Below are 26,864 nucleotides of genomic sequence, written 5' to 3'. Positions count from 1 at the left end.
AGTGCTGGTCGCTGCCGTTGTCGCGCTGCTGCTGGCTGTCGCCGCGGCGCCCCCGCCGCAGCCGCCGCTGACGGTGGCGATGGGGCCCTGGTTGGGCTACGACCCGCTGGTGCTGCTGCGCGAGCAGGATCGGCTGCCGCCCGAGCTGCGCCTGGTCGAACTGCCTTCTGCGACCGACACCCTGAATGCCCTGCGCGACGGTCGCCTGGATGCCGCCGCGGTCACCCTCGATGAAGCCTTGCGCCTGTGGCGGCGCATGCCCGATTTGCGGGTGATCGCCGTGTTGTCGGAGTCGCGCGGCGCCGACGGCGTGGTGCTGCGCGCCGGCCTCGACCGCGCCCAGGGACTGTCTGGGCGTCGCGTGCTGGTGGAGGACAGTGCGGTCGGCGGCCTGATGCTGGCCGCCAGCCTGCGTGCGGCCGACCTGTCGGACGATGCCGTGTCGGTGATGCAGGTGCGCGCCGTCCACCTGGAACGACGTTGGCGGGATGGCGATGCCGAGGTGGTCGTCTGCTACGAACCGCTGTTGAGCCGCCTGCTCGCGGAGGGCCACACCCTGCTGCACAGCACGCGCGAGATGCCGGGTCTCATCTACGACGTACTGGTGGCGCGTCGCCCGGTGATCGAGCGGCGCGCCGACGCTCTTTCCGCGCTGCTGCGTGCCTGGGAAGGCGAGATCGACCACTTCCGCGCCCCCGGCGAGCTGCCCCTCGACCGCCTGCTGCCGGGCACCGGGCTGACCGACGAGGACTACCGCACCGCCCTCGCCGGCATCGAGTTCTTCGACGCTCGGCACAGCCATCGCCTGCTGGGCGCGCCCGATTCCCCGCTGGCGAGGATCCTGCCCGAGCTGGCCGCCCTGTTGGCCGCGCGCGCGGAGCTGGTCGAGGCGCCTAGCGCGGCCCAGCTGCTGGATCCAGGCCCACAGGCCGCCGTGCTCGGAGCCCCCGGCCATGGGCATTGAACAGCGTCTGCGCGCGCTGCTGATCCGCTGGCCGGCGCGGCTGACCCTGCCGGTGCTCATGGTGTGCGTGTGCGCGGCCCTGCTGCTGGTGATGTTCCAGCTGCGCAGCGCGCAGGCCCTGCGGGATGCGCGCGAGGACCTCCTCGTCGAGATCAGCGAGCTGACGGGGCAGACTGCACGCCGGCTGGAAAGCTACGCCGAGCTGGGGGAAGGCAACGGCCGCCGCGCCATGATCACCCGTCTCGCCCTCTACCCGGAGGTGCGCGAGGCCTGGCTGTTCGACGACGCGGGCCTGGCTCTGGCCAGTCTGCGCCGCGCCGACACCGGCCTTGCGCTGTCGGTGATCGAGACCCGGCTGGGGGCGTCCGAGCGGGGGCTGCTGCGGCAGCTGGCCGGGCAGGCCAGCGACGAGGCCCTCAGCCTGGTGGACGCCTCGCTGCGGCTGCAGGTCGAGCCGGTGCTGACCCGCAGCGCACCGCCCGCCTATGGGCGCGTGATCGTGCTGGCGGACAGCGGCTTCGAAGAGGCCCGCGCGCGCTGGAATGCCCTGCGTCTGTTCCGCGGCGAGGCCTTGATCCTCCTGCTCGCAGCGGGCCTGATCTGGTGGCTGCTGCGCCTGCAGCTGCTGGAGCGCAGCGCACGCCTGCAGGTGGCGGCGCACTCGCTCTATGCCGGCGCCAGCCCCGAGGCTTCGCGGGTCGATGGCGACGACGAGCTGGGCGTGATCGGACGCGCGCTCGACGCCGGCCTGGAGCGCCTGAATCGCCACGAATGCGTTCAACGCCTGGCCCTGCACGGCAGCCGTCTGCTGGTCGAGGATCGTCCCCTGATCGAACGCCTGCAGGCGCTGTGCACCCTGCTGGTCGACAGCGGCGGTTTCGCTGCCGCGCGCGTGCTGGCCGCAGACTCCCCTGCGCAGCGCCTGTGCGAGGCCGGCGACGTGGGCCACTGCGAGCGCGAAGCTGCGCATCTGCGCGCGTGGCGCTTCGATCTGCGCGGGCAGACGGAGGAACGCTCGACGGTGCCGGCGCTGCTCGAAGTCTGGGGCTATGCCGGCGAAGGCGAGGCTGAATGGCTGTCGGCACTGGAGCTGCTGGTGCGCGACCTGCAGATGCTGATCGCCCGCCAGCGCGCGGAGCAGGCCAGGCGCGGCGCCGAGCGTCGCGAGCGTCTGGCGATGGAGGCCGCCGAGCTCGGTGCCTGGCAGCTGGAGCTCGCGCCGGCGCGGCTGCGCCTGTCCACGCGCGGCGCGCGGATGCTCGGCGCCGATCCGGGCGAGGTCGGACCGATCGAGGGCGACGCGCCCGGCGAGCCCGGCGCCAGCGATTCCCTGCATCCCGCCGAGCTGCTGCTGGCGCTTCTGCATCCCGAGGACGCCGAGCGTCTGCGCGAACGCCTGCGCCCCGGCATGCCCTGTCCCAGCCTGCTGGATGAGGAGTTCCGCGTGCGTCGCGGCGAGGGCTGGGCCTGGCTGCTGGGGCGCGGCACCGTGGTCGAGCGCGACGCCGCCGGCGCACCGCGCGCGCTGGCCGGCGTGCTGATCGACATCGATGCCCGCAAGCGCGCCGAGTCCGCCCTGCGGCTGGCCAGCGAGGTGTTCGCCAGCAGCCAGCTCGGCATCCTGATCTGCGATGCCGAAGGTCGCATCATCGACGTCAACCAGGCCTTCGAGAGCATCACCGGCTTCCCCCGCGGGGAGGTGCTGGGCCAACGCCCCAGCCTGCTGGCTTCGGGCCACCACTCGCCCGATTTCTATGCAGCGATGTGGGGCGCGCTGCTGGACGGCGGCCGCTGGGAGGGCGAGGTCTGGAACCGGCGTCGCGACGGCACCGTCTACCCCCAGTGGCTCACCATCACCCGCATCGACGATGCCGAGGGGCGTCCCCTGCACTACATCGGCCAGTTCGTCGAGACCTCCGACCGCAAGGCCTTCGAGTCGCGCATCGAATACCTCGGTGCGCATGACCTGCTGACCGGGCTGCCGCGCCGCGAGCGCCTGATCGAGGCGCTCGACGCCGAGCTGCAGGCCGGGCTGTCGAAGGTGGCGCTGATGCATGTCGACATCGACCGCTTCCGCCAGATCAACGAATCGCTGGGCTATGCCACCGGCGACCTGGTGCTGCGCGCGGTGCCGACGCGGATGGCGCGCGAGCTGCCGGCCGAAGCCTGGATGTCGCGGATCAGCGCCGACGAGTTCCTGGTGGCCGTGCCGGCCCAGAGCGCCGAACAGGCCTTGGTGCTGGCCTGCCGCCTGCAGCGTGCGCTCAGCGAGCCGATCGAGGTCGATGCCCGCGAGCTCAGCCTCGGCATCAGCATCGGGCTGGCGATCGGTCCGACCGATGGTGCTTCCGCGGAAGCCCTGGCCAAGTCGGCGGAGCTGGCGCTGGGTGCCGCCCAACTGGCGGGGCGCAACACCGTGCAGGCCTACCGCGAGGACCTCGCCAGCCGTGGTCTGGAAGCGCTGACCCTGGAATCGCAGTTGCGCCAGGGCCTGCAGCGGCAGGAGTTCTTCCTGGTGTTCCAGCCGCAGATCGACCTGCGTTCCGACGCGCTGGCCGGCTACGAAGCCCTGGTGCGCTGGCGGCATCCACAGCGCGGACTGGTCTCGCCGGCCGAGTTCATTCCGCTGGCCGAGGCGACGGGCCTCATCGTCCCGCTCGGCGAATTCGTTCTGCGCGAGGCCTGTGCCGCCGCCATGCGCCTGCGCGAACGCGGCCTGCCGGCGGTGCCGGTGTCGGTCAACGTCTCGACCCTGCAGTTCAGGCGTGAGGATTTCGAGGCCACGGTCGAGGCCTCGCTTGCCGACAGCGGCCTGCCGGCGGAAGCCCTGGAACTGGAGCTGACCGAGTCGGTGCTGATGGACCACGCCGAAGCGGTGCTGCGGAGGCTCGATCGCCTGCGTGCGCGCGGATTGAAGCTCGCTATCGACGACTTCGGGACCGGCTTCTCGTCGCTGTCCTACCTCGGGCGCTTGCGGCCGGATCGCCTCAAGATCGACCAGAGCTTCGTGCGCGGCATGGGGCGATCGGTGACCAGCCAGGGCGTGGTCAAGGCGATCCTCGCGCTGGCCGAGGAGTTCGGCCTCGCCACCGTCGCCGAGGGCGTCGAAACCCACGAGGAAGCCGCGGTGCTGCGCGCGCTCGGCTGCGACGCCGGCCAGGGCTACCTGTTCGCCCGACCGCAGGAGGAGCACCTGCTGCGCTGGCCGCTGGCGCCTGCCGGTCAGGAACAGGATCGGCCCACGCCCACGTCGCCCTGAGTCTGCGCGCCCTCATAGGGTGGGCTCTGGCCCACCACCGCTACGACCCGCATCGCAGGTTTGGCCGGAGTGCGCGCACACATCCGCACACCTCGGGGCTAGGGTGGGCCAGGGCGCACCCTATGATTCGCGCTGCTCAAATCGCGCGCGCAGGGCGTCGACCACCGCGTTGACCAGCACGATGCCGACACCGACCGTCGCCACCACGCCCAGCACCAGGGTGTAGTCGCGATTGAGCGCACCCTGCACGAAATAGCGCCCCAGACCCGGCAGGCCGAAGATCTGCTCGACCACCGCCGAGCCGCTCAGCAGGTTGATCGCCGCCGGCGCGATCCAGGCCAGCAGCGGCAGCAGGGCGACCGGCGCGGCATGTCGCAGCAGCAGCGCAGAAGATGACAGCCCGCGCGCCTTCGCCGCGCGATACCAGTCCGACTCCCAGGCCTCGAGCAGACCCGCACGCACCAGCCGCGCCGCATAGGCGAGGTTGGGCAGGCTGAGCGCCAGCACTGGCAGCACCAGCTGATCGACGCGCCCCCAGCCGCCGGCCGGCAACAGCTTCAACAGCACGGCGAACACCAGGACCAGCAGCGGCGCGACCACGTACTTCGGCAGTGCCAGCCCGAGACCGGATACGCCCATCAGCAGGCGATCCGGCCAGCGTCCGCGCGCGCGTGCCGCCAGCCAGCCCAGCGGCAGCGCCAGCGCGATCGCCAGCAGCAGGGCGAGGCCGCCGCTGACGAGCGTCACCGGCAGCGCCTGCAGGATCAGGTCGCCGACCCGCTGGTCGGGGTAGGTGAAGCTCGGGCCCAGATCGCCGCGCAGCAGGCCGCCGAACCAGTCGAGGTACTGCTGCCACAGCTGCGCATCGAGCCGATAGGCCTGGGCCAGTGCGGCTTCGATCTCGGGCGGTGCGGCGCGCTCGCCGTCGAAGGGCCCGCCCGGCGCCAGCCGCAGCAGCACGAAGCACAGGCTGAGCAGCAGCCACAGGGTCAGTCCGGCTTCCAGAACGCGTGAGGCGAGGCTCGGCAGCTTCATTCGGCGAAGTGCAGGAATCGGCTGGGGTGGCGGTCCAGCGGGTTCGGCTCGAAGCCGCGCAGGCGCGGGCTGACCAGATGCTTCGAGGTGTAGAAGTACAGCGGCACGATCGGAAAGGCCTCGAGCAGACGCGCCTCGGCTTCGCCGCGCAGACGTGCGCGTGCATGCGGATCGCTGGCCGCGCGCGCCTCGCTGAGCAGACGCTCGTACCCGGCGTCGGCAAAGCCGCTCCAGTTCAGCGGGCTGCCGCTGGCGAACAGGTCCAGAAAGCTGCCGGCATCGTCGTAGTCGGCAATCCAGCCGCCGCGGAACACTTCGGTCACGCGGCGCTGCCGGCGATTGGCCACGAACACCTTCCACTCTTCGTTGCGCAGCTCGGTGATCACCCCGAGCTGCTCGCGCCACATCGCTGCCACCGCCAGCGCAACGCGGCGATGCACGGTCGAGGTGTTGTAGCGCAGGCTGAGCCGCGCCGGGTTCTCGTTCGAATAGCCGGCCTCGGCATAGGCAGCACGGGCGCGCTCAAGCCGCTGTTCGGGCGTCCACCGCGCCCACTCGGGTTCGACTGGGCTGTGCCCGCGCACGCCCGGCGGCACGAGGGTGTAGGCCGGCGCTTCGCCCATGCCCGTCACCGCGCGCACCAGCAGCTGGCGGTCGATGCTCAGGTTCAGCGCCTCGCGCAGCGGCCTGGAATCCAGCGGCGCGCGCTCGATGTTCAGGCCCAGAAAGAACACGCCGAGATAGGGGCTGATGCGCAGCTCGTCGCCGAAACGCGCGCGCAGCCGATCCAGACGGCCCGGCGGCACCGTCTCGGTGATGTGCAGGTCGCCGGCCGCGTAGCGCTTGAGCTCGCTGGCGGCGTCTTCGGTGACGTGGAAGCGCACGCGCTCGATGGCCGCAGGCGTGTGGAAATGGGGATTGCGCGCCAGCGTGATCATCGACTGCGGCCGCCAGGCTTCGAGCACGTAGGCGCCGTTGCCGATCAGCCGGCCGGGCTGGGTGTGGCCGCTGCCGTGCGCCTCGACGGCGTCGATGCGCAGCGGAAACGCGATCGGCAGGGTCAGGCGCGGCAACAGGTCGACGGGTTCGTGCAGGCGGATGCGCAGCGTTCGCGCGTTGACCGCCGCTACGCCGAGCGCGCCGGGCGGCGCGCGGCCCGCCTGCACCTCGGCGGCGTTCTCGATGGCATGCAGCAGCGGCGCCAGCGGTGCGGCCGTGGCCGGTTCAAAGGCGCGGCGGAAGCTGGCAGCCACCTGCGCGGCATCGATGGTCTGGCCGTCGCTCCAGCGTGCCCCCTCGCGCAGATGGAAAGTCCATTCGAGGCCGTCCTCGCTGCGCTGCCAGCGCTCCGCCAGGCCGGGGATCAGATCGCCATGGGCGTCTTCCGCGACCAGGCCCTCGTACAGGTCGCGCAGCACGTTGGCGCAGGCGATCTCCTGGCAGCGATGGGCGTCCAGCGTGGACGGCTCGGGTCCGTTGCCGCGCTCCAGCGTCTCCGCCGCCTTGGACTGCGGGACGAGACAGGGCAGGGCGCAGGCCAGCAGCAGGGCGCGAATGCGGGGGCGGGCGATAGACAGGCGCATCGGCAAGGTCGAAAGGCTTCCATGAGGGGCTGCTAAGCTCGCGGCCCCGCGCGATCTGCCGCGCGCCGCGCATGATGGCATCCCCGTGAGCCCGACATCTCCTTCTCATACCGCCGACACTTCGGCCAGCCTCGCCGAGCAGCTGCAGCGTCTGATCGAGGGCCTGCCGTCGGACGGTCTCGCGCTCGGCGCCCTGCTGGACGCCGTCGGCGACGAAGGCCTGCTGCTGCTCAGCCTGCTGCTGGTGCTGGTGTTCCTGATCCCGGTTTCGATCCCCGGCGTCAGCACGGTGTTCGGCGCGGCCATCCTGCTGGTGGGTTTGAGCCGGCTGTCGGGTCGGCCGCTGTGGATTCCGGCGCGGCTGAAGCAGCGCCAGCTGCCGTCGGAGCGCGTGCGTTCGGGTTTGAGTTCGGGTCTCGTCTGGGTACACCGGCTTGAGCGCATCAGCCGCCCGCACCGCCTGCCGTCGCTGGCCGATGGTCGTGGCATCGGCCTCGTCAACAACCTCGCCTTCATCAGCGCGGCCCTGCTGCTGATGGCGCCCTTCGGCCTCGTGCCCTTCAGCAACACCCTGCCGGCACTGGCCCTGCTGTTCTACGCGGTCGGCCTGATCCAGCGCGATGGCCTGGCCATCCTGATCGGCCATGTCGCCCAGATCGCGACCGTGATCTACTTCGGCGTGCTGATCGGTGCAGGCGGCCTGGCGCTGGGTCAGCTCTGGCAGAAGTTGGGCGGCTGAAGCCAGGCGGCCTCGCCGCCGCTTCACGCGGCCGCGCGCAGTGTGCGCGCCGCTTGTATGGCGTCCCTCCCGGCCCCACTTGCCAGCACTCGGCAAACGCAGCGCGTGCGCCATCGCTTCGGCCGCGAGCCGGGGCCCATCGCCACCCAAGGAGTCCCGCGTGTCCAGCCCCAGCAGCGCGCCCGGTTCACGGATCGAATCCAAACAGCAGCTCATCGACGACCTCGCCGCCGGCAACAAGCCGCGCGAAGCCTGGCGCATCGGCACCGAGCACGAGAAGTTCGGCTTCCGACTCTCCGACCTGCGTCCGCCGACCTACGACGGCCCGCAGGGCATCCGCGCCGTGCTCGAAGGCCTGGCCCAGTTCGGCTGGACGCCGGTGTTGGAGGGCGGGCACCTGATCGCGCTGAAGAAGGACGGCGCCTCGGTCACGCTCGAACCCGCCGGCCAGCTGGAGCTCTCAGGCGCGCCGCTGGAGAACCTGCACCAGACCTGCCGCGAGACCGCTGGTCATCTGGGTGAGTTGAAGATCGTCTCCGACCGGCTCGGCATCGGCTTCCTGGGCATGGGCTTCCAGCCGAAGTGGGCGCGCGAGGACATGCCGTGGATGCCCAAGGGCCGCTACAAGATCATGCGCGAGTACATGCCGAAGGTGGGCGGCCTCGGCCTCGACATGATGACCCGCACCTGCACCGTGCAGGTCAACCTCGACTTCGCCTCCGAAGCCGACATGGTCAAGAAGTTCCGGGTCTCGCTGGCGCTGCAGCCCATCGCCACCGCGCTGTTCGCCGACTCGCCCTTCCGCGAGGGCCAGCCCAACGGTTTCCTGAGCTACCGCTCGCACATCTGGACCGACACCGACCCCGACCGTACTGGCATGCTCGACTTCGTGTTCGAGGACGGCTTCGGCTTCGAGCGCTACGTCGACTACATCCTCGATGTGCCGATGTACTTCGTGTATCGCGAAGGGCGCTACATCGATGCCGCGGGGCTGAGCTTCCGCGATTTCCTGCGCGGCGAACTCAGCGTGCTGCCCGGCGAGAAGCCGACGCTGTCGGACTGGGGCGATCACCTCACCACGGCCTTCCCCGAGGTGCGTTTGAAGCGCTATCTGGAAATGCGCGGCGCCGATGCCGGCCCCTGGAGCCGCCTGTGCGCGCTGCCGGCCTTCTGGACCGGTCTGCTGTACGACGATGCCGCGCTCGACGCGGCCTGGGACCTGGTGCGTGATTTCAGCATGGAGGAACGTACGGCACTTCGCGATGGCGTGCCGAGACAGGCGCTCAAGCTGCCCTTCCGCCACACCAAGGTGCAGGAACTCGCGCGTGAAGCCCTGAAGATTTCCGCGCTCGGCCTGCAGCGGCGCGCACGCCTCAACTGCAACGGCGTGGACGAGCGGATCTACCTCGAATCGCTGATCGAGATCGTCGACAGCGGCCAGACCGCCGCCGAGCGCAAGCTGGAGCGCTTCCATGGCGAGTGGGGCGGCTCGGTCGATCCGCTGTTCCGGGAGTATGCGTACTAGCAGGGATTCGGGATTGGGGATTCGGGATTCGTAAGAGCCGAGGATTCCATTCCGCGTCGATGCTCTATGTACTGGCTCGATCCTGACAGGGGCGGCGACGGCCGCAGTGTCTACGGCGCGACTCGGCCCGAAGCGTTCAGTTCGATTAGGCCGAGGTCGAGAGGACAATGTGCCACGTGCGTTCGGTCGGCGAGCTTCTGACGAATCCCGAATCCCCAATCCCGAATCCTGCGCCGCAGGCGCCGCCAGGCGCCTGCGGCGTTACCATGTCGACCCCAGCATTCCAAAGGCCGACTCCATGCCCTCGATCACGCCGCCCAATGCGCCGTTCTCCGACGCCGATTTCCAACGTCTGGATGACCTGCTCTGGGATGGTGCGGTCCCGCGCGACGGCATGAACCTGGAGGCCGTCGACGGTTTCTTCAGCGCCATGTTCGTGGCGCCCGAACCGGCCGATATCGAAAGCCTGCTGCCCGCAGTCTGGGGCGGTGGCGATGCGCCCTTCGAGGATGCCGAACGCAACGAGGAGCTGCGGCGTCTGCTGCTGGCGTTCTGGCGTTCGGTGGGGCGCCGCATCGCCCAGACCGACACCGAGGATCTCACCGCCCACATGCCGGCGATCCAGCTCAGCGAGGAGGTGTTCCAAGCAGTGACCTCCAACAGCCTGGAGGCGCTGGAGGACGACACGCCCTATGGCGCCGACTGGGCCGCCGGCTTCGAGTACGGCATGTACCTGCAGCAGGACGCCTGGGATGAGCGTCTGGACGACGACCCCGAACTTGAAGAGGCGGTGAGCGTGATCTTCGCGCTCAGCGATCCCGATGAGGACGATCAGGGCGATCTCGACGACGACCTCGAGGACGACGATTTCGAGCAGGACGAAGAGGCCCCCCTGGAGGATGCGCTGACGCCCGAGGACGTGGCCGCCGCCATGGCCGACCCCGAACTCGCCCGCACCGCGAGACTGATCGAGCAGGCCGGCGTGCCGGACACCCAGGTGCGCGCCGCGCTCGACGAGATCATGAACGTGGTGCGCGGCGGCGAGCCGCTGCCCGGCAGCCCGATCACCCGTGGCGCACTGGACGAAGCCCTGCGCGAGGTCCGCGATGAGGCCGACGAACTCGACGAGGGCTTTGACGCGTCCGAGTTCGAGGGGGATGAGGACATGGAGCCGCTCAGCGCCGCCGAGCGCGTGCAGCTGATCATGGAGCTGCCGGCCGTGCTGCAGGCCCTGTACTACGCGCGGCTCGACGAGCAGAAGCCGCAGCCGGCGCGGCGCGAGTCTGAGGTCGGCCGCAACGATCCCTGCCCCTGCGGCAGCGGCAAGAAGTACAAGAAGTGCCACGGCGCGCCCGAAGCGCTGCACTGAAGGCCGAGTCAGGACGCCGCCCATGTCGCGCACCATCGCCATCGTCGAGGACGAGCCGGCCATCCGCGCCAACTATATCGACGCGCTCAGCCGCTACGGCTACCAGGTGCATGGTTTCGCCAGCCGTCCCGAGGCGCGCGCGGCCTTTGCGCTCAAGCTGCCGGACCTGGTGCTGATCGACGTCGGCCTGGGCGACGAGCCCGAGGGCGGCTTCGAGCTCTGCCGCGAGCTGCGCACCCGCGCGCCGACGCTGCCGATCCTGTTCCTGACCGCGCGCGATGCCGACATCGACGTGATCTCCGGCCTGCGCCTGGGCGCCGACGATTACCTCAGCAAGGACATCTCGCTGCCGCAGCTCACCGCTCGCGTCGCCGCGCTGTTCCGCCGCATCGATGCGATGCGCTCGCCGGCCGCGCGCGACACCGTGTTCACCCTGCGCGGCCTGCGCCTGGAGCTGGAGCGCATGCAGGTCAGCTGGAACGGCGAGTCGGTGCCGCTCACCGTCACCGAGTTCTGGATCGTGCACGCGCTGGCCCGCCACCCCGGCCATGTGCGCTCGCGCGAGCAGCTGATGCGCGAGGCCGAAGTGGTGGTCGACGAGGCCACGATCACCTCGCACATCAAGCGCATCCGCAAGAAGTTCGAGGCCATCGACGCCAAGTTCGACGAGGTCGACACCGTGCACGGCGCCGGCTATCGCTGGCGGCCGTGATGGCCTCCGCGCACAACACCTGAACGCATGCGCCTGCGCCAGCAGCTGGTGCTGCTCGCCGCCGCGGCGCTGGCCCTGCCCGCCGCCGGCTGGGTGCTGGTGCGTGAACTGGAAGCCCAGCTGCGCCGCGGCCAGGAGGCCCAGCAGAGCGCCACGCTTGAAGTGATGAATCGTGCGATGGAGCGCGCCCTGCTGCGCGACCCCGGCCTGCTGCCGCTGGCTCCCGGTGGCATCACGGTCCCAGAGTCGTCTGGTCCCATCGAGCTCGACGGCTATGACAGCGACTGGCCGCAGACGGCGGGGTCCGCGCGCGCGCTCGACAGCTCTGGCCGCCTGCATCTGCGCGCCGCGCGCAGCGAGCAGGCCCTGCACCTGCTGATCGATGTCGCGGACACCAGCCGCTTGCGTGCCGAAGCCGCGCAGCCCGAGGCGCAGTACGCCGATCGCGTCGAGCTGGATCTCGATACTCTCGACGGTCGTGCACGCCTGCGTCTTGCCAACGCGGCACCGGGGGCGCTGTCGGTACAGGCCCTGGGCGGCCCGGCACCGCGGGTCAGCGGCCACTGGCAGGAGGATGCCGCCGGCTACCGCATCGAGCTGCGCCTGCCGCCGGGCCTGCGCCCGCTGGCGTTGGGCCTGCAGGCCATCGACCACGCGCGCCCCGGCGAGGCTGGGCAGCGCCTTGGCGACGGCCTGCTGCGGCCGCTGCGCGAGCCCGAGCCGGCGCTGTCGGAGCTGCTGGCAGCGCTCTGCCCGCAGGCGCACATTTGCGAGCTGCAGGATGGCGAAGGCCACCCGCTGCTGCAGGTCGGCGAACTGGCCGCCGATGCCGGCCAGGTGTCCGGCTGGCGGCGCCTGTTCACTGCCGTGCTGGGTGGCATCGAGCCGGCGAACCCGGATCCGACCGGCGCCAGTGCCATCGATGGCGTTGAGCCGCCGCGCTGGCGCGCGATCGAGGACGGCAACCGCCTGCAGCTGTCCGACCGTGCTCGCATCGAGATCGAGGGCGAGACTCGCGGGGTGTTGGTGCTGCGCCAGGCCAGCGCAGCCCTGCTGCTGGCCGACCGCGCTCTGCTGCGCGTGCTGGGCGTAAGCCTTGCTGTCGTCCTGCTGCTGGCGGGCCTGCTCTATCTGTTCGCCGGTCGCCTGTCGGCGCGCATCCGACGACTCTCGCAGCAGGCCGAGGCCGCGCTGGCCCGCGGTGGCGCCGATGCCGCGCGCGGCTTCGAGCGCAGCGCGGCGGTCGACGAGCTGGGTGAGCTTTCGCGCAGCTTCGGCACCCTGCTCGACGAGGTCGCCGGCTACACCGCCTACCTGCGCAGCCTGGCGGGCACGCTGTCGCATGAGCTGCACACGCCGCTGGCAGTGGTGCGCGGTTCGCTCGACAACCTCGAAGCCCAGGGCCTGCCTGCAGCGAGCCGCGTCTATCTCGACCGCGCCCGCGCCGGCAGCGAGCGGCTGGCGGCGATCGTCCGCGCGATGGGCGAGAGCTCGCGCATCGAGCGCGCCATCGCCAGCGCCGAGCCCGAGGATTTCGACCTGGCGGCTCTGGTCCGCGCCTGCGGCGAGGGCTATCGCGAGCTGCTGGCACCGCGTGCTCTCGAGGTGCGGGTGCCGGCCCAGCCCATCCTTTTTCACGGCGCCCCCGACCTGATCGTTCAGGCCCTCGACAAACTGGTCGACAACGCCCGCAGCTTCTGTCCACACGAAGGCAGTGTCCGTATCGAGCTTGGCGCGAGCGCGCAGGGGCCGCGCATTGCCGTCGCCAACACCGGCCCGACCCTGGCGCCGGGCCGCCACGAGAAACTGTTCGACGCCCTGGTCAGCCAGCGCCCGCGCGGCGTGGCAGCCGGCAGCGCGCCGCACCTCGGCCTTGGCCTGCACATCGTCCGCCTGGTCGCCGAGCGCCACGCCGGCAGCGCGCGTGCCGCCAACCTCGCCGATGGCAGCGGCGTCGAGTTCACTCTCGATCTGCGGGGGATGCCGCGCGCGCGCTGAGTGATGGCGTCGCGGCCGCGGTCTAGTCCGATTTGTCTCCGCCCTGCGGGTTCTCGCTGCGCGGCTGTTCGCGCATCAGGCTGGCGCAGGCGGCGCCGAACAGCAGGCTGGCGAACAGCGCCGTCAGCGGCAGGATGATCACAAGATCGGTCGTGGTGCGTTCGCCCCATCGCCAGGCCGAGCCGTAGCCCAGCAGCAGGAAGCAGGCGAGAAAGACCAGGGTGGGGCGCAGGGCGGATCGCATCATCGGCAGAGTCGCATGGGCGTCTAGACGCACTCGCAAAGGAGCCCTCGGACAGATCACCGTGCGAGTCGAGGGTCGCGGTGGGGATGAGTTTGCGCCGAGCCAGGGCGACCCTATGGCCCGAGCAGCGCAATCTCGGCGGCCTTCGCCCAGGCGGCGTAAAGCTCGGCGCTCGGATGCAGGCCGTCTTCGGCCACCCATTCGGCACCGCGTTCGCGCGAGACAGCGCTGGTGTCGACGAAGCGCACGCCTCGCCCGTGCGCAATCTCGGCCGCCGCGGCGTTGAAAGCGTCGAGCTCGCGCGCGGTCTGCGCGGTGTCGCGGCCGCTCTTGGCGCCGAAGGGGGTGACGCCCCAGTCGGGGATGGCCAGCACCAGCACTCTCTGCGGGTCGTCGCCGGCCAGCGCCAGCGCGCGTTCCAGCAGCGCACTGAACTGCTCCCGGTATTCGTCGAGCGGGCGGCCGCGGTACTGGTTGTTGACGCCAATCAGCAGGCTGACCAGATCGAAGTCGGCGCGGGTGCCGACCGGGTACTTGGCATCCATCGCCGCCGCCAGCTCGTCCGTAGTCCAGCCGGTGGTGGCGATGATCTCGGGCGGGTCGAAACGGAATTCGCGGCGGTTCAGCAGGTCGACCAGCTGCACCGGCCAGCGCTGGTCGGCGGCGACCGCTTCGCCGATGGTGTAGGAGTCGCCCAGCGCAAGGAACTTGCGGCCCATCATCCTAGATTCCGCAGTTGAACGTGCCCGAGAGTGCGCTTGGCCGTGCGGATGGCAAGGCGCGACGACGCGCAGGTTGGCCACCTGCAAGGAGGACCGAGCTCCGCGAAGGCGTAGCCGCGAAGCGGCCGAACAACGCAGCCAGACGGCCGGCCAGGCGTGCTATCGGGTGCGTAGTGGCCCTCACCCATCGCAAAGAGGTCGGTTGTGGTGGGGATCTCGAACCGCATCAGAGAGTTGCTCGAAGTAGGAAACGGTCGACTGCGGAATCTAGGATCATGCGACCGCCCGCTTGATCGCCTGCGCCTGCCGCTCCAGCGCGCCGTCGATGCGCCGGAACACCTCGGCGATGTCGGCCGGCTCGGGCAGCAGGGTCACGCGGAAGTGGTTGCGGTAGGCCACGTTGAAGCTCGAACCCGGCACGATCAGCACGCCGTCCTGTTCCAGCAGCTCCAGTGCGAACTGGTAATCGTCAAAGCCGGGCAGGTCGCGGGTGTCGACCCCCGGAAAGGCGAACATCGAGCCGCCGGGCGCCACTACCGACAGCCGCGGGCTCACCGCACAGGCGTCGATCACCGCCTGCCGGGCCGCATGCAGGCGCCCGCCCGGCGCGGTCAAAGCGCTGGCGGTGTCGGGGCCGTTCAGCGCCGCCGGGATCGCCCACTGCGCGGGCACGTTGGCGCACAGGCGCAGCGCACCGAGCAGATCGAAGGCGTGGTGGTACTCGGACAGCCGTCCACGGTGGCCGGACAGCACCACCCAGCCGGCGCGGAAGCCGCAGCCGCGGTAGACCTTGGAGAGGCCGCCGAAGGACAGGCAGGGGACGTCGCCGCACAGCGGTGCGAGCGGCACGAACTCCGCATCCTCGTAGGTCAGGCCGTCGTAGATCTCGTCGACCATCAGCACCAGTCGATGGCGCTCGGCGATCGCGACGATCTGCTGCAGCAGCTCGCGCGGATACACCGCCCCGGTCGGGTTGTTCGGATTGATCAGCACCAGCGCGCGGGTGCGCGCGGTGATCAGCGCCTCGATCTGCTCGGGATCGGGCAGGAAGCCGTGCTCGGGCCGGCAGTGGTAGTAGCGCGGGTTGCCACCGTTGAGCAGGGTGGCCGCGCTCCACAGCGGGTAGTCCGGGCTCGGCAGCAGCACTTCCTCGCCGGGGTTCAGCAGGGCGCGGAGCGCGATGTCGATCAGCTCGCTGACGCCGTTGCCGAGGAACACGTCGTTCGGGGTGACGCCGGCGCTGCCGCGTGCGACATGCAGTGCCGCCACGGCTTCGCGGGCCTGCGGCAGGCCCTGCTGATGGCAGTAGGGATCGCTGTCGGCGATGTGCTCGGCGATCGCCTGCTGGATGTGCGCGGGCGCGTGCAGACCGAAGGCCCCGGGGTTGCCGATGTTGAGCTTGTACAGCTTGCGTCCCGCCTGCTCGAGGTCCCGGGCTCGCCGCGCCAGCTCACCACGAATTTCGTAGCGGACCTGTTCAAGGCGTTGGCTGGTCGGAACGGGACGGTGCGACATGGGCGTGGGGCGGAGCGTGGAAGGGGCGTCAAGACTAGCGGGAAACGCCTGGCGGCGTTAGGAGGAAGCGTGCCGCTTCCTCCGGGATTCGTTATTTGGGATTCGGGATTCGCAGGCGGCGAGGTGCAGTGCGCTTCAAGAACTCAGGCCGCTTCAACCTGTGGGTCACAAAAAGAAAAGCCCCCGCACAGGGCGGGGGCCTTCACTCTCGCGGGAACCGGCTTTAACGAATCCCGAATCCCGAATCTCGATTCCCGGCCGCCATCACACCAACTTCTTGAACCGCACGCGCTTCGGCTTGGCACCTTCCTCGCCGAGGCGACGCTTTTTGTCTTCCTCGTACTCGCGGTAGTTGCCCTGGAAGAACTCGACGTGGGAGTCGCCCTCGAAGGCCAGGATGTGGGTGGCGATGCGGTCGAGGAACCAGCGGTCGTGGCTGATCACGAAGACGTTGCCCGGGAACTCCAGGATCGCGTCTTCGAGCGCGCGCAGGGTCTCGATGTCGAGGTCGTTCGAGGGTTCGTCGAGCAGCAGCACGTTGCCGCCCTGCAGCAGGGTCTTGGCCAGGTGCAGGCGACCGCGTTCACCGCCCGAGAGGGTGCCGACCAGCTTCTGCTGGTCCTGGCCCTTGAAGTTGAAGCGGCCGATGTAGGCGCGCGACTGGATCTCGATGCCGTTGATGTTGAGGATGTCCGAGCCGCCCGAGACTTCCTGGAACACATTGTGGTCGCCGTCCAGCTTGTCGCGGCTCTGGTCGACGTAGGCCAGCTTGACGGTCGGGCCGGTGGTGATCGTGCCGGAGTCGGGCTTCTCCTGGCCGGTGATCATCTTGAACAGGGTCGACTTGCCGGCGCCGTTGGGGCCGATGATGCCGACGATGGCGCCCGGCGGCACGATGAAGCTGAGGTTCTCGATCAGCACGCGGTCGCCGAAGCTCTTGGTGACGTTCTTGAACTCCATCACCGAGTTGCCCAGGCGCTCGCCCGGCGGGATGAAGATCTCGTTCGTCTCCTGACGCTTCTGGTAGTCGACCGACTGCAGCTCGTCGAGCTTGGCCAGACGCGCCTTGCCCTTGCTGCGGCCGCCCTTGGCGTTCTGCCGCGCCCATTCGAGTTCGCGCGCGATCGCCTTCTGGCGGGCCTTCTCCTGGTTCTCTTCCTGCTTGAGGCGCTCTTCCTTCTGGACCAGCCACTCGCTGTAGTTGCCCTTCCAGGGAATGCCGCGACCGCGGTCGAGTTCGAGGATCCACTCGGCGGCGTTGTCGAGGAAGTAGCGGTCATGGGTCACCGCCACCACGGTGCCGGTGTAGCGCGCGAGGAACTGCTCCAGCCACTCGACCGATTCGGCGTCGAGATGGTTGGTCGGCTCGTCGAGCAGCAGCATGTCGGGCTTCTGCAGCAGCAGGCGGCACAGCGCCACGCGGCGCTTCTCGCCGCCCGAGAGCGGGCCGATCTTGGCGTCCCAGGGCGGCAGGCGCAGGGCGTCCGCGGCCACTTCGAGCTGCTGTTCGAGGGTGTGCGCATCGCCCGATTCGAGAATGGCTTCGAGGCGCGCCTGCTCGGCGGCGAGCTTGTCGAAGTCCGCACCTTCCTCCGCATAGGCGGCGTAGACCTTGTCCAGCTCGGCCTGCGCCGTGAAGATCTCGCCCAGGCCTTCCTGCACGGCCTCGCGCACGGTGTGCTCGGGGTTGAGCTTGGGCTCCTGCTCCAGGTAGCCGACCTTGATGCCCGGCTGCGGGCGGGCCTCGCCCTGGAAGTCCTTGTCGACGCCGGCCATGATCCGCAGCACCGTCGACTTGCCGGCGCCGTTCAGGCCGAGCAGGCCGATCTTGGCGCCGGGGTAGAAGGACAGCGAGATGTCTTTGATGATCTGGCGCTTCGGCGGCACGATCTTGCTGACGCCGATCATCGTGTAGATGTACTGCATGGCGGGGTCCTGATCCTCGGGCGTGGGTCGCGCAGAGCCGTGGCCCGATGCCGGAAGGGCAGCAGGCGGTCGCACGGGCGCGGAAGACCGCGAAGTCTAGCAGGGCGGGCGCCGGAGCGCCCCGGGCACCGTCGCAAGCGTCGACCCTTGCGGTGGGCCAGCGCCCAACCTTGCCGCCATGCCGCATGGGGTGGGCCCAGGCCCGCCGTGAGCGCCGTGCTCGCCGAAATCTCTCACCGAACCGGAATAGGGTGGGCCGTGGCTCACCCGATGCGCGTGCTGCTTCGCAGCATCGGTCAAAGGTACGGCAGCGGATGCCCGAGCCCGGCGGGTAGAATCCGCGGCCTTGCCACACTCCCTTGCGAGGCCACGCCCATGAGCGACACCGCACCCGCCGTCCGCGGCGGCAAGAACAAGGTTTACCCCAGCGCCGAGGCCGCGCTGCGCGATCTGGTGGCCGATGGCCAGACCCTGGCGGTGGGCGGCTTCGGCCTGTGCGGCATTCCCGAAGCCCTGATCGCCGCCCTGCGCGACTCCGGGGTGAAGGGGCTGACCGCGATCAGCAACAATGCGGGCGTCGACGGCTTCGGCCTGGGCCAGCTGCTCAGCACGCGGCAGATCCGCAAGATGATTTCCAGCTACGTCGGCGAAAACAAGGAGTTCGAGCGCCAGTACCTCGGCGGCGAACTGGAACTCGAGTTCAATCCGCAGGGCACGCTGGCCGAGCGCCTGCGCGCTGGCGGCGCCGGCATCCCGGCCTTCTTCACCCGCACCGGCTACGGCACCGTCGTCGCCGAGGGCAAGGAGACCCGCCAGTTCCCCGACGGCCACTGGTACGTGCTGGAGACCGCCCTGCACGCCGACGTGTCCCTGGTAAAGGCCTGGAAGGCGGATCGCGCCGGCAACCTGGTCTTCCGCAAGACCGCGCGCAACTTCAACCCGGCCTGCGCCATGGCGGGCAAGGTCTGCGTGGCCGAGGTCGAGGAACTGGTCGAGATCGGCGACATCGATCCCGACCATGTGCACCTGCCGGGCATCTACGTCGACCGCATCGTGGTGAACGCCACGCCCGAGAAGCGCATCGAGCAGCGCACCACGCGCGCCGCCTGAGGCCGCGATACGCATCGGGTGGGCCCTGGCCCACCGGAGTTCGACACGGCCCCGTTCCCCATCCATCACGACACCGCGGGCTCAGCGCCCGCTCCATCGAAGGAACCCTCGACATGCCCTGGACCCGCGACGAGATGGCGCAGCGCGCCGCCCGCGAACTCACCGACGGCGCCTACGTCAACCTCGGCATCGGCCTGCCGACGCTGGTGGCCAACCACATCCCCGACGGCATGGATGTCTGGCTGCAGAGCGAGAACGGCTTGCTCGGCATCGGCCCGTTTCCGACCGAGGCCGAGGTCGATGCCGACCTCATCAACGCCGGCAAGCAGACCGTCACCGCCCGCGCCGGCGCCAGCTACTTCGGCAGCCACGACAGCTTCGCGATGATCCGCGGCGGCCACATCGACCTCGCCATCCTCGGCGCCATGCAGGTCACCGCCACAGGCGACCTCGCCAACTGGATGGTGCCCGGCAAGATGGTCAAGGGCATGGGCGGCGCGATGGATCTCGTCGCTGGCGTCAAGCGCGTGGTGGTGCTGATGGAGCACACCGCCAAGGGCGGCGAGCACAAGATCCTGCCCGCCTGCACCCTGCCGCTGACCGGCGTCGGCGTGGTCAACCGCATCATCACCGAGCTGGCCGTGCTCGACGTGACGCCTGCAGGCCTGAAGCTGGTCGAGCTGGCGCCGGGCGTCAGCATGGAGGAGCTGCGCGAGAAGACTGGAGTGCCGGTCGCGGCCTGAACGGCTTCCACATCTCGCATCACACACAGGGCGCCTTCGGGCGCCCTGTGTGTTTCCGCAAAGGCAAGGCTGAAGAATTCGGCGTTGTCGCGCCACCGAGGGCGCGCCCGCGGATCAGGCACGCGAGGCTCGATCCGGCGTGACCGCGCGCAGCGATGGCCTCGCCGCGTAGCGGTCGAACGCGTCCGGATCTGTGCCGGACGCGCGACCTTTGTTCGAGGCCGGGATGGGCGGGATCCGTGGTGCCTCGACTGTGTTCACCTGCGAGTTCGAGGCCTGGGTCGCGAAGCGCGCGGTGCGGCTCGGACCCGTGCTCAGCCTTCGCCGATCAGCAATGAGGGCGCGATCCGGCCGTTCTCGACCGGCAGGGTCTCGCCGGGCTTCTCACGCAGACGGCTCTCGCCTTCCAGCTCGCCGTAGCGCCAGCGCACGTCGTAGCCGATCACGCGATCGCGTTCGCCGATCTGGATCTGCGCGCCCGGCTCCGTGCTCACGCGCTGGGTGCCGGTGCCGGTCTCGCCGCGGTACTCGACGTCCCAGGCCACGACCACGCGCTCACTGTCCTGGATGTCGCGGCATTCGCTCACTGTCTCCGTGTAGCGGCGACCGCCGGTGTGGCGTCGGTCCATTTCCTTGCCGATCGCGCCGCCGGCCAGCACTCCTGCGGCGGTGGCGGCGGCGCGACCGCTGCCGTCACCGATCTGGTTGCCGAGCAGGCCGCCGATCACCGCACCCGCGACCATGCCGTCGCGGTCGCCGAAGCGCTCGGGGGCGCGTCGCTGCACGCTGCGTTCGCTGCACTGCTGGCGACTGACCGGACGGTTCTCTTCGACCGGGGTCACGCGAAGCACGTCGGCCAGCACCGGCTCGGTCACGCGGATCGGTTCGGCCGACAGCACCTCGGCCTGGTTGGCACGCGAAAAGCCGCCGTACGAGGCGACGGCCACGCCGCCCAGGGCCAGAACGGAAATCGCAGCGATGATCGGGGTCTTCATGGGATCCACCTTGGAATGTCGTTTTGCAGCCCCCTGCACCGTCGGCAGCCTAGTGATTGCAACTGAATGTTTCCGGAAGTGGGGCGGTGCGCGTGGGGACGGCATTCAGCGGCGTGAAGCGGCGGTGCTTGCAGCGACAGCGGCAAGCGGTCGAGGCCGCAGTGGGCCGGGGCCCACCCCCTGTATTTCGAAGCGCGGTGGTAGGTGTGGGAGCCGAAGCGCGGTGGTCAGCGTGGGAGCGCCGTTCAGCGGCGTAGAGCGGCGCTGTTGGCAGCGACGGGGGCCAGCGTTTGAGGCTGCCGTGGGCCCTGGCCCACCCCATGCGGGCGCAGTGCGGTGCCGCCTTCGGCTCTGGATCTGTCGGTCGCACGCAAACCCACCACACGCGCCGCGCTCGCCCCGATCTCAAACAAAACGAACATGGGGTGGGCCCCGGCCCACCGGGCGCTCAAGGCTCGCCCCGGATCTGAAACAAGGCGCGCATTGGGTGGGGCCTGGCCCACCCTGCGCCACACGCTCGCCACAGTCCCCCACCCAAGGGATCAGGGCGTCCGCTCAGCCCCCGAAGCGCTCCACCACCTCGTTCTGACGCGGAATCGCCAGCGCCGCGCCGCGGCGTTCGGTGGACAGCGCCGCCACTTGGCCGGCTGCATGCACGGCCTTGGCAAAGGGTGCTTCCGGCGCGGAGGCCAGGGCGGCTGCCAGCGCACCGCTGAAGGCATCGCCGGCGCCGGTGGTATCGACCGGCTGCACGCGCTCAGGCGCGCTGCGGTAGTAGGGGTGCGCATCCCCGTGCAGGGCTTCGGCGGCATGCGAGACAAAGGCGCCGTGGCCGCCCAAGGTCACCACCACCGTCCCCGCAGGCAGCGCTCGGCAGAGCGCATGCAGTGCCTCATCGCCGCACGCCGCCAGCGCCTCGGCCGCGGGCGCTTCGATCCCCCGCAGCTTCAGCAGCTGCACGAACTCGGTCTCGTTCGGGGTGATCAGATCCGCGCCGTCGACCAGATCGAGATCGCGTGCATCCACCGGCGGCGCCGGATTGTGCAGGCAGAGCACGCCGGCCGCGCGGGCGATCTTCTGCGCGGCCAACGAGGCCTCGTAGTTCACTTCGTGCTGGGTTACCAACACCCGCGCGGCGCGAATGACCGCGGCTTGCGCGGTGATGTGGGCGACGCTGAGCGCCGCGTTCGCACCGGGCCCGACCACGATAAGGTTCTGCCCGCTGTCCTCGACCAGGATGGCGGCTGTGCCGGTGGCAAGTTCGGCATGCGTCTCGCAGTGCAGGGCCAGGCCCTCGGCGAGCGCCAACTCGCGCATGCCGCGAGCCAGCGCGTCATCGCCCAGCGCACCAATGAAGTGGGTGGCCACGCCCTGGCGCGCGCAGGCGATCGCCTGGTTGAAGCCCTTGCCGCCGGGGCCGGTGTCGAAGGCGCCCAAGCGCGTCTCGCCCGGCACCGGAAAGCGCGGCGTGCGCCAGACCATGTCCTGGTTGTAGCTGCCGACAACGACGACGCGCGCAGGCATGGATTCAGCCTGCAAGCTGGGTCAGCACGCCGGCGATCGTGGCCGTCATGAAGGTCGCCAGCGAGCCGCCCAGCACGGCCTTCAGGCCGAAACGCGCGAGATCCGCCCGACGCTCGGGCGCCAGCGAGCCGATGCCGCCGATCTGGATCGCGATGGAGCTGAAGTTGGCGAAGCCGCAGAGCGCGTAGGTGGCGATGATCACCGAGTTCTCGCTCAGGCTTTCCTTGACCGTCGACAGCTGGTTGTAGGCGAAGAACTCGTTCAGCACGACCTTGGTGCCGATCAGGCTGCCGACGGCATTGGCGTCCGCCCAGGGCACGCCGATGATCCAGGCGATCGGCGCCAGCACGTAGCCGAGCAGCACGGACAGGTCGGCACGCTTGCCGATCGCCTCGGAGAGGCCAGTGATGTCGCCCAGCCAGCCGATCGGCGCATTGATGAGCGCGATCAGGGCAGTGAACGCCAGCAGCATGGCGCCGACGTTGAGCGCCAGCTTGAGGCCCTCGGAAGCGCCCGCCGCCGCGGCGTCGATGACGTTGGCGGTGGTTTTCTCCACTTCGACCTCGACCTTGCCGAGCGTCACCGGCTTGCCGGCTTCGGGGCAGAGGATCTTGGCGATCACCAGGGTCGCGGGCGCAGCCATGATGCTGGCGGTGAGCAGATGCTTGGCGAACTCCGCCTGCTGGGCCGGATCGTTGCCGCCCAGCATCAGCACGTAGGCGCCGAGCACGCCGCCGGCGATGGTGGCCATGCCGCCGACCATCAGCGTGAGCAGCTCCGAGCGGGTCATGCTGGCGACATAGGGCTTCACCACCAGCGGGGCCTCGGTCTGGCCGATGAAGGCGTTGGCGCAGACCGACAGAGTCTCTGCGCCCGACACCCGCATGGCCTTGGTGATCACCCAAGCCATGCCCTTGACGATCATCTGCATGATGCCGAGGTGGTAGAGCACGCCCATGAAGGCGGCGAAGAAGATGATCGTCGGCAGCACCTGGAAAGCGAAGATGAAGCCCAGCGTCTCCGACTTGGCGAGGTCGCCGAAGATCAGCTGCGAGCCCTCGGAGGTGAAGCTCAACAGGCCAACGAAGCCGTTGCTGAGGGCGTTGAAGATGCTGGCGCCCCAGGGCGTCATCAACACGAAGATCGCGAACACGATCTGCAGGGCGACGCCGGTGCCGACCAGCCGCCAGTCGACGCTGCGCTTGGCCTCCGAGAACAGCCAGGCGATCGCAATCAGGCAGGCCAGGCCGAACAGGCCGAACAGGATCTGCAGCATCGGGACTTCCCCCGCGGCGCGCGGCCGCTCGAATACGCGAAGAGCGGCCACCGCGGCGGCCGGAACAGGTCGTTACCACGGCAGGCCGGCGGCCCCTGCGGTCAGGCCGGGCAGGGTAGGACAGTGCAGGCGGGGTGACAAGAATTGGGCCCTTGGGGCCGGGCCGGAGGCAGGCGACCCGCGCGCCACTGCCGCGCGGGTCGCCAGAACGCCCGCGCGTGGTATGCGAGGGCCGGGCAGGGATTCGGGATTTGCCAGAGCCGGGCCGTATCGGGTGGCCCTGGCCCACCATGAGCTCGACGCTCGCCACGCGTCGATGCCCGAGCGGCGTGTTCGCCACGGGTCGCGACGTGTCGAGGCTACGGTGGGCCAGGGCCCACCCTATGGCCTGTTCGCATCCGGATCGCGTGTTCGCACCAACGCGCTGGCGTACACTGCGTGGCCCCATCGGGGAGTAGTCGCGCGCCCAAGTTCCTCGCGGAACCGGCGCGACCGCGCGTCAACACACTGGGCCGGCCGGCCCTGGCGCGTGGAGTCGGTGGCCGGAATCTTCCGGCATCGGGCCTGACGAGACCGCTGGCGATGCGTCGACCCGGGCCGGGTGCGGCGGATCGTCCGCGCGTCCCACCCGTCACCCGGCCCTGTGAGAGCCCACCCATGGAAGCCCTGCTGTTCTCCACGCTCGCCGTTGCGATTGCTGAAATCGGCGACAAGACGCAACTGCTGTCCCTGATCCTCGCGGCCCGCTACCGGCGCTTCTGGCCGATCGCCTGGGGCATCCTCGTCGCCACCCTGCTCAACCATGCGCTGGCTGGCTGGCTGGGCTCGGTGGCGGCGCATTACATCCCCGAAGGCGCGCTGCGCTGGATCCTGTTTGCCTCGCTGCTGGGCATGGCGGTGTGGGTGCTGATCCCCGACAAGCTGGATGACGAGGACGCGCCCAAGCACCGCTTCGGGCCCTTCCTGGCCACCACCTTCGCGTTCTTCATCGCCGAGATGGGCGACAAGACCCAGATCGCCACCGTGCTGCTGGCCGCCAAGTACGAGCAGCTGCTGATGGTCGTGCTCGGCACCACAATCGGCATGCTGCTGGCCAACGTGCCAGTCGTGGCGCTGGGGGCCAGGTTCGCCCATCGCCTGCCGCTGAAAGCCGCGCACTACGCGGCGGCGCTGGTGTTCACGGTGCTGGCGGTGCTGGTGCTGGTGCAGGTCGAAGCCGGCTGAGCGCAGGCCCAAGGCCGCTGCGACATACGCACGGGCATGGACCTTTGCGGCGCGCGTGGGGCGCTACCATGGGCGGCCCCGCTGTCACCTGAGCCCTGCGCCCGACATGTCCGACAACGACGCCTTCAAACAAGCCGCCCTCGACTACCACCGTCAGCACCCGCCCGGGAAGATCAAGGTCACCCCGACCAAGGCGCTGGTGAACCAGCGGGATCTGGCGCTGGCCTATTCGCCGGGCGTCGCTGCCGCTTGCGAGGCCATCGTCGCAGACCCGAACGAAGCGTCCACGGTCACGGCGCGCGCCAATCTCGTCGCCGTGATCTCCAACGGTACGGCGGTCCTCGGCCTTGGCAACATCGGTCCGCTGGCGGCCAAGCCGGTGATGGAGGGCAAGGGCGTGCTGTTCCAGAAGTTCGCCGGCATCGACGTCTTCGATATCGAAGTCAGCGAGAACGATCCGGACAAGCTGGTCGACATCATCGCCGCGCTCGAGCCCACCTTCGGCGGCGTGAACCTCGAGGACATCAAGGCGCCGGAGTGCTTCATCGTCGAGCGCAAGCTGCGCGAACGCATGAAGATTCCGGTGTTCCATGACGACCAGCATGGCACCGCCATCATCGTCGGCGCGGCGGTGCTGAATGCCCTGCATGTCGTCGGCAAGAAGATCGAAGACGTGAAGCTCGCCACGTCCGGCGCGGGTGCCGCGGGTATCGCCTGCCTCGACATGCTGGTGGCCCTGGGGCTCAAGCCGGAGAACATCCTGGCCGTCGATCGCGACGGCGTGCTGCACAGCGGCCGAACCGATCTGGATCCGGACAAGCGCCGCTATGCCCGCGACACCCCGGCACGCACGCTGGCCGACATCCTCGTCGGCGCCGATGTGTTCCTCGGTCTGTCGGCCGGCAACATCCTGAAGCCCGAGATGCTGTCGACCATGGGCGAGCGCCCGGTGGTGCTGGCGCTGGCCAATCCGACGCCCGAGATCGACCCCGGGCTGGCCCGCGCCACGCGGCCGGACTGCATCGTCGCCACGGGGCGCTCGGACTACCCCAACCAGGTCAACAACGCGCTCTGCTTCCCGTACATCTTCCGCGGTGCGCTCGATGTGGGCGCGACCACGATCAACGAGGCGATGAAGCTGGCCTGCGTCAATGCGATCGCCGAACTGGCGCGCAAGGAGGCCTCGGACCTGGGTGCGGCCTACGCGGGCGAGACGCCGAGCTTCGGTCCGGACTACCTGATCCCGCGGCCTTTCGATCCGCGTCTTCTGGCTTCGCTGGCGCCGGCGGTGGCGAAGGCGGCGATGGACTCCGGCGTGGCGACGCGGACGATCGACCTCGACGCCTATCGCGAGCGGCTCAATACCTTCGTGTTCCGCACCGGTCTGCTGATGAAGCCGGTGATCGACCGCGCCCGCGCCAACCTGCAGCGCGTCGTCTACGCCGAAGGCGAAGAGGAAGTGGCACTGCGCGCGGTGCAGACCGTGGTCGACGAGCGCATCGCGCGGCCCATCCTGATCGGTCGTCCGGCGGTGATCGAGGCGCGCATCGAGCGCCTGGGCCTGCGTATCCGGCCGGGTGTCGATGTCGACATCACCAACATCGACGACGACCCGCGCTTCAACGAGTACTGGCAGCTCTACCACCAGATCATGCAGCGCCGCGGCGTCACCCCGGCCGCCGCCAAGGCGATCGTGCGCTCGCGTGCCACGGTGATCGCGTCCTTGATGGTCCGCCGCGGTGAGGCCGATGCCCTGCTCTGCGGCCTGGTCGGCCGCTACCAGAAGAAGGCCAAGCACGTGCTCGACGTGCTCGGCACCGACCAGGGCGAGGACAAGGTCGCCGCGCTGTCGGCGGTGCTGAACGACAAAGGCGTGTTCTTCTTCACCGACACCCACATGCAGGTCGATCCGACCGCCGATCAGATCGCCGAGAGTGCCCTGCAGGCGGCCTACCGCATCAAGATGTTCGGCATCGAGCCGAAGATCGCGCTGATCAGCCACAGCAATTTCGGCACCCATGACAGCCCCAGTGCGATCAAGCTGCGCGAGGCGCTGAAGAAGATCCGCGTGCGCGCGCCCAAACTCGAAGTGGAAGGCGAGATGCACGTGGACGCCGCGCTCAACGAGGACATCCGCGAGCGCCTGTTCCCCGACTCGCGCCTGAAGGGCCGCGCCAACCTGTTCGTGTTCCCCAATCTCGACGCGGCCAACACCGCCTACAACCTCGTTCGCAGCATGACCGATGGCGTCGGCCTTGGGCCGATCCTGATGGGCGTCTCGCACAGCGCGCACGTGCTGACCCCGTCGGCCACCGTCCGTCGCGTGGTCAACATGAGTGCGATCGCGGCAGTGGAAGCCCAGGTGCGGAGTGCGATGCGGGGCTGAAGATCCCTGCGGGCG

19 protein-coding genes, 2 pseudogenes and 1 riboswitch are annotated in these 26,864 nt (G+C 69.7%); of the genes and pseudogenes, 12 read left to right on the top strand and 9 right to left on the bottom strand.

Annotation, left to right across the window (positions count from 1 at the left end):
* The first annotated feature begins 1 nt into the window (after window position 1).
* Window positions 2–964: an ABC transporter substrate-binding protein gene (locus BLP83_RS18745; RefSeq protein WP_091244031.1), complete on the top strand. Its 963-nt coding sequence runs from the start codon at window positions 2–4 to the stop codon at window positions 962–964.
* Window positions 954–4,223 carry an EAL domain-containing protein gene (locus tag BLP83_RS13990; protein ID WP_091244029.1) on the top strand — a complete coding sequence of 1,090 codons (3,270 nt, stop codon included), beginning with the start codon at window positions 954–956 and terminating at the stop codon, window positions 4,221–4,223. Before BLP83_RS18745 ends, BLP83_RS13990 begins: the two co-directional genes overlap by 11 nt.
* Window positions 4,224–4,343: 120 nt before the next feature.
* On the opposite strand, the gene BLP83_RS13985 is transcribed toward BLP83_RS13990, so the two are convergent.
* Both BLP83_RS13985 and BLP83_RS13980 read right to left on the bottom strand, forming a co-directional pair.
* Entirely contained in the window at window positions 4,344–5,258 is a 915-nt protein-coding gene (locus BLP83_RS13985; protein WP_091244028.1) for an ABC transporter permease subunit, read from the bottom strand.
* On the bottom strand, window positions 5,255–6,841 hold the full coding sequence (locus tag BLP83_RS13980; RefSeq protein ID WP_176764207.1) for a peptide ABC transporter substrate-binding protein: 1,587 nt from the start codon (window positions 6,839–6,841) through the stop codon (window positions 5,255–5,257). Before BLP83_RS13980 ends, BLP83_RS13985 begins: the two co-directional genes overlap by 4 nt.
* 85 nt (window positions 6,842–6,926) lie before the next feature.
* On the opposite strand from BLP83_RS13980, the gene BLP83_RS13975 reads away from it, so the two are divergent.
* From BLP83_RS13975 to BLP83_RS13955, 6 genes and pseudogenes are all read left to right on the top strand, one after another.
* Entirely contained in the window at window positions 6,927–7,580 is a 654-nt protein-coding gene (locus tag BLP83_RS13975; protein ID WP_091244023.1) for an exopolysaccharide biosynthesis protein, read from the top strand.
* Between the two features lie 160 nt (window positions 7,581–7,740).
* On the top strand, window positions 7,741–9,105 hold the full coding sequence (locus BLP83_RS13970; RefSeq protein ID WP_091244022.1) for a glutamate--cysteine ligase: 1,365 nt from the start codon (window positions 7,741–7,743) through the stop codon (window positions 9,103–9,105).
* A gap of 298 nt (window positions 9,106–9,403) precedes the next feature.
* A pseudogene (locus BLP83_RS19405) lies at window positions 9,404–9,991 on the top strand (UPF0149 family protein); the annotation flags it as partial.
* Between the two features lie 378 nt (window positions 9,992–10,369).
* Window positions 10,370–10,474, top strand: a pseudogene (locus tag BLP83_RS19400) (SEC-C metal-binding domain-containing protein); the annotation flags it as partial.
* A gap of 22 nt (window positions 10,475–10,496) precedes the next feature.
* Window positions 10,497–11,186 (top strand): proteobacterial dedicated sortase system response regulator, encoded by a 690-nt coding sequence (gene pdsR, locus BLP83_RS13960; RefSeq protein ID WP_091244017.1) that lies wholly within the window; start codon window positions 10,497–10,499, stop codon window positions 11,184–11,186.
* Window positions 11,187–11,213: 27 nt separating this feature from the next.
* A complete protein-coding gene (locus BLP83_RS13955; RefSeq protein WP_091244014.1) occupies window positions 11,214–13,184 on the top strand; it encodes an ATP-binding protein in 1,971 nt (656 codons plus the stop codon).
* Window positions 13,185–13,206: 22 nt separating this feature from the next.
* Here BLP83_RS13955 and BLP83_RS13950 read toward each other — a convergent pair whose 3' ends face one another.
* The 4 genes from BLP83_RS13950 to ettA form a co-directional block, all read right to left on the bottom strand.
* Entirely contained in the window at window positions 13,207–13,431 is a 225-nt protein-coding gene (locus BLP83_RS13950) for a hypothetical protein (protein WP_091244011.1), read from the bottom strand.
* 110 nt (window positions 13,432–13,541) lie between these two features.
* Window positions 13,542–14,147, bottom strand: a complete 606-nt coding sequence (locus BLP83_RS13945; RefSeq protein ID WP_091244204.1) for a GDSL-type esterase/lipase family protein — start codon at window positions 14,145–14,147, stop codon at window positions 13,542–13,544.
* Window positions 14,148–14,423: 276 nt separating this feature from the next.
* A complete protein-coding gene (locus tag BLP83_RS13940) occupies window positions 14,424–15,665 on the bottom strand; it encodes an aminotransferase class I/II-fold pyridoxal phosphate-dependent enzyme (RefSeq protein ID WP_091244007.1) in 1,242 nt (413 codons plus the stop codon).
* A 264-nt stretch (window positions 15,666–15,929) separates the two neighbouring features.
* Entirely contained in the window at window positions 15,930–17,591 is a 1,662-nt protein-coding gene (gene ettA / locus BLP83_RS13935) for an energy-dependent translational throttle protein EttA (protein WP_091244005.1), read from the bottom strand.
* A gap of 375 nt (window positions 17,592–17,966) precedes the next feature.
* On the opposite strand from ettA, the gene BLP83_RS13930 reads away from it, so the two are divergent.
* Window positions 17,967–18,701, top strand: a complete 735-nt coding sequence (locus BLP83_RS13930) for a CoA transferase subunit A (protein WP_091244002.1) — start codon at window positions 17,967–17,969, stop codon at window positions 18,699–18,701.
* Between the two features lie 113 nt (window positions 18,702–18,814).
* A complete protein-coding gene (locus tag BLP83_RS13925; RefSeq protein ID WP_091243998.1) occupies window positions 18,815–19,444 on the top strand; it encodes a CoA transferase subunit B in 630 nt (209 codons plus the stop codon).
* Window positions 19,445–19,758: 314 nt separating this feature from the next.
* Here BLP83_RS13925 and BLP83_RS19285 read toward each other — a convergent pair whose 3' ends face one another.
* The 3 genes from BLP83_RS19285 to BLP83_RS13910 all read right to left on the bottom strand — a co-directional run bounded on the left by BLP83_RS19285 (window position 19,759) and on the right by BLP83_RS13910 (window position 23,239).
* Window positions 19,759–20,439, bottom strand: a complete 681-nt coding sequence (locus BLP83_RS19285) for a glycine zipper 2TM domain-containing protein (protein ID WP_143006688.1) — start codon at window positions 20,437–20,439, stop codon at window positions 19,759–19,761.
* 555 nt (window positions 20,440–20,994) lie between these two features.
* On the bottom strand, window positions 20,995–21,963 hold the full coding sequence (locus BLP83_RS13915) for a ribokinase (RefSeq protein ID WP_091243991.1): 969 nt from the start codon (window positions 21,961–21,963) through the stop codon (window positions 20,995–20,997).
* Between the two features lie 4 nt (window positions 21,964–21,967).
* Complete coding sequence (locus BLP83_RS13910) at window positions 21,968–23,239, bottom strand: NupC/NupG family nucleoside CNT transporter (protein ID WP_091243986.1); 1,272 nt, start codon at window positions 23,237–23,239, stop codon at window positions 21,968–21,970.
* A 445-nt stretch (window positions 23,240–23,684) separates the two neighbouring features.
* Window positions 23,685–23,789: riboswitch (yybP-ykoY riboswitch) on the top strand.
* Window positions 23,790–23,896: 107 nt separating this feature from the next.
* On the opposite strand from BLP83_RS13910, the gene BLP83_RS13905 reads away from it, so the two are divergent.
* Window positions 23,897–24,463, top strand: a complete 567-nt coding sequence (locus BLP83_RS13905; protein ID WP_091243983.1) for a TMEM165/GDT1 family protein — start codon at window positions 23,897–23,899, stop codon at window positions 24,461–24,463.
* Between the two features lie 106 nt (window positions 24,464–24,569).
* Window positions 24,570–26,849 carry an NADP-dependent malic enzyme gene (locus BLP83_RS13900; RefSeq protein ID WP_091243980.1) on the top strand — a complete coding sequence of 760 codons (2,280 nt, stop codon included), beginning with the start codon at window positions 24,570–24,572 and terminating at the stop codon, window positions 26,847–26,849.
* The last annotated feature ends 15 nt before the right edge of the window (window positions 26,850–26,864 follow it).

Source organism: Aquimonas voraii (assembly GCF_900101825.1).
GTDB classification, from domain to species: domain Bacteria; phylum Pseudomonadota; class Gammaproteobacteria; order Xanthomonadales; family Xanthomonadaceae; genus Aquimonas; species Aquimonas voraii.
Note: the sequence above shows the minus strand (reverse complement) of the source record. Positions and strands in the feature narration are given on the sequence as shown.

Excerpts from the sequence above, each read along its gene's own strand:
- BLP83_RS13990 (WP_091244029.1), top strand. The coding sequence starts at position 954 with ATGGGCATTGAACAGCGTCTGCGCGCGCTGCTGATCCGCTGGCCGGCG.
- BLP83_RS13985 (WP_091244028.1), bottom strand. The coding sequence starts at position 5,258 with ATGAAGCTGCCGAGCCTCGCCTCACGCGTTCTGGAAGCCGGACTGACC.
- BLP83_RS13980 (WP_176764207.1), bottom strand. The coding sequence starts at position 6,841 with ATGCGCCTGTCTATCGCCCGCCCCCGCATTCGCGCCCTGCTGCTGGCC.
- pdsR (WP_091244017.1), top strand. The coding sequence starts at position 10,497 with ATGTCGCGCACCATCGCCATCGTCGAGGACGAGCCGGCCATCCGCGCC.
- BLP83_RS13955 (WP_091244014.1), top strand. The coding sequence starts at position 11,214 with ATGCGCCTGCGCCAGCAGCTGGTGCTGCTCGCCGCCGCGGCGCTGGCC.
- BLP83_RS13950 (WP_091244011.1), bottom strand. The coding sequence starts at position 13,431 with ATGATGCGATCCGCCCTGCGCCCCACCCTGGTCTTTCTCGCCTGCTTC.
- BLP83_RS13945 (WP_091244204.1), bottom strand. The coding sequence starts at position 14,147 with ATGGGCCGCAAGTTCCTTGCGCTGGGCGACTCCTACACCATCGGCGAA.
- BLP83_RS13940 (WP_091244007.1), bottom strand. The coding sequence starts at position 15,665 with ATGTCGCACCGTCCCGTTCCGACCAGCCAACGCCTTGAACAGGTCCGC.
- ettA (WP_091244005.1), bottom strand. The coding sequence starts at position 17,591 with ATGCAGTACATCTACACGATGATCGGCGTCAGCAAGATCGTGCCGCCG.
- BLP83_RS13930 (WP_091244002.1), top strand. The coding sequence starts at position 17,967 with ATGAGCGACACCGCACCCGCCGTCCGCGGCGGCAAGAACAAGGTTTAC.
- BLP83_RS13925 (WP_091243998.1), top strand. The coding sequence starts at position 18,815 with ATGCCCTGGACCCGCGACGAGATGGCGCAGCGCGCCGCCCGCGAACTC.
- BLP83_RS19285 (WP_143006688.1), bottom strand. The coding sequence starts at position 20,439 with ATGAAGACCCCGATCATCGCTGCGATTTCCGTTCTGGCCCTGGGCGGC.
- BLP83_RS13915 (WP_091243991.1), bottom strand. The coding sequence starts at position 21,963 with ATGCCTGCGCGCGTCGTCGTTGTCGGCAGCTACAACCAGGACATGGTC.
- BLP83_RS13910 (WP_091243986.1), bottom strand. The coding sequence starts at position 23,239 with ATGCTGCAGATCCTGTTCGGCCTGTTCGGCCTGGCCTGCCTGATTGCG.
- BLP83_RS13905 (WP_091243983.1), top strand. The coding sequence starts at position 23,897 with ATGGAAGCCCTGCTGTTCTCCACGCTCGCCGTTGCGATTGCTGAAATC.
- BLP83_RS13900 (WP_091243980.1), top strand. The coding sequence starts at position 24,570 with ATGTCCGACAACGACGCCTTCAAACAAGCCGCCCTCGACTACCACCGT.